This window comes from Mesorhizobium sp. M7A.F.Ca.CA.002.05.1.1 (assembly GCF_003998335.1).
Taxonomy (GTDB): domain Bacteria; phylum Pseudomonadota; class Alphaproteobacteria; order Rhizobiales; family Rhizobiaceae; genus Mesorhizobium.
Map to the genome: position 1 here is coordinate 1 of NZ_RZQI01000484.1, position 4520 is coordinate 4520.

Sequence of the window (4520 nt, forward strand, 5' to 3'; positions counted from 1 at the left end):
CCGCAGCCCGAAAAGCGCGGCGCGCCGTCGCTGCGCGCCGTCGGCAACCGCCAGCGCGGCCTGTCGGTGCTGATCGCCGAGGACAATGACATCAACGCCATGCTGGCCCGCGCCACGCTGCTGAAGGCCGGGCATCGCGTCAGGGTGGTTGGCAACGGCAAGGCCGCCGTCGAGGCTGTCACCGGCGCCGCGCACAAGGACCGCTTCGACGTGGTCTTGATGGATCTGCACATGCCGGTCATGGACGGGCTGGACGCGATCGCCGCCATCCGCCGCCATGAGGAAGAAAGTGCCGTGCGGCCGGTACCGATCATGGTGCTGTCGGCCGACAGCCAGGAAAAGACCCGCCATGCGGTGTTGGCCCATGGCGCCAGCGGCTTTGTCACCAAGCCGCTCGACCCCGAGGCGCTGGTCAATGCCGTCGAGGGCCAGGTCGTCGCAGCCTGAGCTTTCCACCGCCCATCCGCACCGCGCGATCACTTAAACGTAGCCGGTTGATCGTATTCGCCAGCCGACGAAGTATTGCCCACGGCGTCGTATCACGGTACTGTCACAATCCTGTTGCACCTACACCGTATCCCCGTGCCAAGAGGGATGGCTCGAAGGAGAATCACTCGTGCATACAGTTATGCCGGAATGTGACACTCGGCCGAACGCCAGCAGCGCCTTGCTTGCCGGACGTAACGTCGATTCCGTCATAAAGGGCGCGGCGCTGGGCCGTATAGGCAATCTTGAAGTGCGGCTCGCTCGCAACGAGGCCGAGATCGCGGCCGCGCAGGAAGTGCGCTACCGGGTGTTCTACGACGAACTTGGCGCCAGGAAGGACCTGTTCCAGGCCCATGACCGCCGTGACGCCGACCGGTTCGATCCGCTCTGCGATCATCTGCTTGTTTTGGACACCACGCTTTCCGGTCCCGAACATCGCCGCATCGTCGGCACATATCGGCTGCTGCGGCAAGAAATCGCGGCCACGGCCGGCGGTTTCTATTCCGAAGGTGAATTCGAGCTGACCAAGCTCATCGCCCGTCACCCCGGCCAGCGTTTCCTTGAACTCGGCCGCTCCTGCGTTTTGCCGGAATACCGCTCGAAGCGCACCATCGAGGCGTTGTGGCAAGGCATCTGGGCTTACATCAACCATTACGAAATCGGTGTGATGACTGGTTGCGCTTCCTTCCACGGCACCGTGCCGGCGGCGCATGCCGAGGCGCTCACCTACCTCGCCCACCACTGCCGCACCAATTCGGCCTGGGACGTGCGCGCGGTGTCCGGGCGCTACTGCTCGATGGACCTGATGCCGATCGAGGCCGTCAATGCCAAGGCGGCGATCGCCGCGATGCCGCCTTTGGTCAAGGGCTATCTGCGCGTCGGTGCCCGCATCGGCGACGGCTGCGTCATCGATCGCGAATTCTCGACGGTCGATGTGTTCGTCGTGATGCCGGTCAAGGAAATCGGCGCCCGCTACGTCAACTACTATGGCGGCGAAGCCCAGCGCTTCGCAGCATAGCGAATAGCGAATAGAAAGTAGCGAGAGCTATCTCGTTCAGCTCCTATTCGCTATTCGCTATTCGCTACTCGCTATTCGCTTCCTTTCACAAAATATCTTCCGGCCGCCGGCCGGGTCGGCTCTTGTAGGACGGAAACGACCAGCCGAATTTGAGCGCACCGCCACGCACGAGGAACGCCGCCGCAAAGCCGGCAAGGTTCGAGGTGAGCGGCGGCAGTCCGGCAAGATCGCCAAGCGTGTAAAGCCCGGCACCCGCAAGGGCGGCCGTGACGTAGATTTCGGGCCTGAGCAGCACCGATGGCTCGCCGGCAAGGAGATCGCGCAAAATGCCGCCGAAAGTGGCGGTGAGCACGCCGGTGATGACGGAGACGACCGGCGAGCCGGTAATCGCAAGCCCCTTGGCCGCGCCCATCACCGAAAAGGCGGCGAGCCCGATGGCGTCGAGCCAGAGCAGCCATTTCCAGCGCGATTCGACACGATGCGCGCTGAAGAAGACCAGCACCGCAACCGCGGCGCAGACCAGCACATAGCCGGAGTTGGCGACCCAGAAAACCGGCAGGTTGAGGATGACGTCACGCAGCGTGCCGCCGCCTATCCCGGTGACGCTGGCCAGGAACAGGAAGCCGATGATGTCGAGCTGCTTACGCGAAGCCGCAAGCGCGCCGGTCGCCGCGAAGACGGCGACACCGGCATAGTCGAGAAGCGCGATGGCATTCATGCAGACCAGGGGAGTAAGGGAAGAGGAGAATAGGAGAATAGGAGAGTATGTTTATCACAAAGCCGCACCGTTGGTACGCTCCCTTACTCCCTTACTCCCTTACTCCCTTACTGCCCTAACTACGCATCCTTCTCAGCCTGCTCGTTCACCGGCCCCGGCTCAACCGGTGCTTCAGCGGCGGCGAACTTCGGACCACCCTTGGCGACGCCGACCATGGCCGGGCGCAGCACGCGGTCGCCGATCGAATACCCCGGCTGCACGACCTGGACCACGGTGTTGGCCGGGACATCCGGATTGGGCACTTCGAACATCGCCTGGTGGAAATTGGGATCGAACTTCTCGCCTTCCGGCGCGAGCTTCTTGACCCCATGCCGTTCCAGCGCCGACAGCATGGCGCGCTCGGTGAGGTCGACGCCTTCGATCAGCGCCTTGAAGCCGGCGTCACCCGATGCCTTGGCCTCGGCGGGAATCGCATCCAGCGCGCGGCGCAGATTGTCCGACACCGACAACATGTCGCGGGCGAAATTCGCGACCGCGTAGGTTCGCGCATCGTGCACATCGCGCGCCGTGCGGCGACGCAGGTTTTCCATCTCCGCCGCCACGCGCAGCGCGCGGTCCTTCAGCTCTTCATTTTCCTTCAGCAGCCGCACAAGGGCTTCATAGTCGCCGTCGGTGCTGCCTTCCGTGCGCTCGGCTGTGGGCTCGGTCGCCTCGACTTCGTCGGGCGCGCGTTCGTCTTTTGCCTGGTCGCTCATCGCCGTTTCCCGTCAATCTCGAATGATGTGGATTTTGTGCCCGATATCGATGTTTGGTGGCCAAAAATCAAGGGGTAAGCGACTATGGAAGCCGCCGGCCAAGGCCGGGCAATGACAGGCAAGACATTTCGACTTTAATTCAAATTTTACCTTAACCGCGGGCTTTGCTTGCCATACAGGCATGATGGGGGAACCATTCTCTTGCTGCAGGAGTTTCGAAGCCGACACAGGATTTTGAGATGATGACCCGCAACATGGGCGAAAAGGCAGAGGGGCTGGCCATCGAGATCAGGCGCCAGTTCGGCGCCGAGGCGGTGACCCGCTTTCTGCGCACCTTGCCGGCCTTCCGCACCGAGGCCGACATCCCCGATCGGTTCAGAGAACTGCTCGACCGCCTCGATGGGGCGGAGCGCGGTGACATCGGCTGGCGCCGGCGGTAACGCAACAATCGATCTTGGCAGCAAACCTCCTATCGGCAATAGCCGGGGAGAGCCGAACCATCTAAGGATAGATGTGTTGTGGTTCAATGGAGGACGTAAATGCGCAAGGTTTCGATCACCTCATCGCTGATAGCGTTTGTCGGCCTCGGCGCCATCACCTTGGCGGCCTTTCCGGCACAAGCAGACAATCTTCAGCTGCAATTGGGCAAACATGGCCCGCGGCTGAAGCTCATGGAAGATTGCGACCCCGCCTACGACGATTGCGAAGGCCCCCGTCGCGACGATCGGCGCGACCGCCGTCAACGAGGCTGCACGGAAGACCGGGCTCTCGACAAGGCAGACCGAATGGGCATCCGCCGCGCAAGGATAGAGTCCGTCGGCCGCCGGGAGATCACGGTCCGCGGCAGACAGGGCGGCGACCGCGTGCGCGTGACTTTTGGCACCGAGCGCGGCTGCCCTATCCTCGATCGCGAATAGCGATCGACCAGCGGAAAACCGACGCTCAGAGCCATCAGCAGGTCGAGCTGGCGGGTTGGCAGGCTCGATCGCCAAGCTACGCGACAATTACGCACAGTAATTTTGCGTGATGTTGCCTTGCGGCGGCGAGGCGCCCCGCCTATGCTTCCTGATGAACATGATTTCCCCTGAGGCGGTCGCCAACAGCAAGCGCGCCTGGTTGAAGATTCTCGCCCGCTACAAGAAGCCTGACAGGCGGCGCAGCGCCGTCGAACTCGCCATCACCCTCATTCCATTCGCCATACTCTGGGGGCTGTCTTCGGCGGCTTATGCCTATGGCCATTGGTGGGGACTGGTCCTCATCCTCCCCGCGGCCGGGTTTCTGGTGCGCATCTTCATGATCCAGCACGATTGCGGCCACGGCTCCTTCTTCGCCAATCGTTACGCGGACGACTGGATTGGCCGCGCGCTCGGCATCCTGACGCTGACGCCCTACGATTGCTGGCGGCGCGCCCACGCGACGCACCACGCCAGCGCCGGCAATCTTGACGAACGCGGCATGGGCGACATCCGGACGCTGACCGTTGCAGAATACCGGCAGATGTCGTGGCGGGGCCGCCTCGCCTATCCTCTCTATCGCCATCCGC

At 63.0% G+C, this 4520-nt stretch carries 7 protein-coding genes; 5 read left to right on the forward strand and 2 right to left on the reverse strand.

Annotated elements, in window-relative coordinates; genetic code table 11:
* Both EN939_RS22095 and EN939_RS22100 read left to right on the forward strand, forming a co-directional pair.
* The coding region (locus EN939_RS22095) for a response regulator (RefSeq protein WP_164751141.1) at positions 1-447 on the forward strand (447 nt) is incomplete at its 5' end.
* Between the two features lie 181 nt (positions 448-628).
* Positions 629-1504 (forward strand): GNAT family N-acetyltransferase, encoded by an 876-nt coding sequence (locus EN939_RS22100; protein ID WP_023812526.1) that lies wholly within the window; start codon positions 629-631, stop codon positions 1502-1504.
* 85 nt (positions 1505-1589) lie between these two features.
* Here the strand turns inward: EN939_RS22100 and EN939_RS22105 are convergent, their stop codons facing one another.
* Together EN939_RS22105 and grpE are read right to left on the reverse strand one after the other, a co-directional pair.
* The gene (locus EN939_RS22105) at positions 1590-2222 is read right to left on the reverse strand and encodes a trimeric intracellular cation channel family protein (RefSeq protein WP_127269659.1); all 633 of its coding nucleotides are present in this window, start codon (positions 2220-2222) and stop codon (positions 1590-1592) included.
* A gap of 119 nt (positions 2223-2341) precedes the next feature.
* Positions 2342-2977 (reverse strand): nucleotide exchange factor GrpE, encoded by a 636-nt coding sequence (grpE, locus tag EN939_RS22110; protein WP_127269660.1) that lies wholly within the window; start codon positions 2975-2977, stop codon positions 2342-2344.
* A 239-nt stretch (positions 2978-3216) separates the two neighbouring features.
* Between grpE and EN939_RS22115 the strand changes: the two genes are divergently transcribed.
* The 3 genes from EN939_RS22115 to EN939_RS22125 form a co-directional block, all read left to right on the forward strand.
* A complete protein-coding gene (locus tag EN939_RS22115; protein WP_127269662.1) occupies positions 3217-3417 on the forward strand; it encodes a hypothetical protein in 201 nt (66 codons plus the stop codon).
* A gap of 99 nt (positions 3418-3516) precedes the next feature.
* On the forward strand, positions 3517-3894 hold the full coding sequence (locus EN939_RS22120; RefSeq protein ID WP_127269664.1) for a hypothetical protein: 378 nt from the start codon (positions 3517-3519) through the stop codon (positions 3892-3894).
* 151 nt (positions 3895-4045) lie between these two features.
* A partial coding sequence (locus tag EN939_RS22125) for a fatty acid desaturase (protein ID WP_206528317.1) occupies positions 4046-4520 on the forward strand: 475 nt, incomplete at its 3' end.

Coding starts and splice junctions, on each gene's coding strand:
- EN939_RS22100 (WP_023812526.1), top strand. CDS start 629: ATGCCGGAATGTGACACTCGGCCGAACGCCAGCAGCGCCTTGCTTGCC.
- EN939_RS22105 (WP_127269659.1), bottom strand. CDS start 2,222: ATGAATGCCATCGCGCTTCTCGACTATGCCGGTGTCGCCGTCTTCGCG.
- grpE (WP_127269660.1), bottom strand. CDS start 2,977: ATGAGCGACCAGGCAAAAGACGAACGCGCGCCCGACGAAGTCGAGGCG.
- EN939_RS22115 (WP_127269662.1), top strand. CDS start 3,217: ATGATGACCCGCAACATGGGCGAAAAGGCAGAGGGGCTGGCCATCGAG.
- EN939_RS22120 (WP_127269664.1), top strand. CDS start 3,517: ATGCGCAAGGTTTCGATCACCTCATCGCTGATAGCGTTTGTCGGCCTC.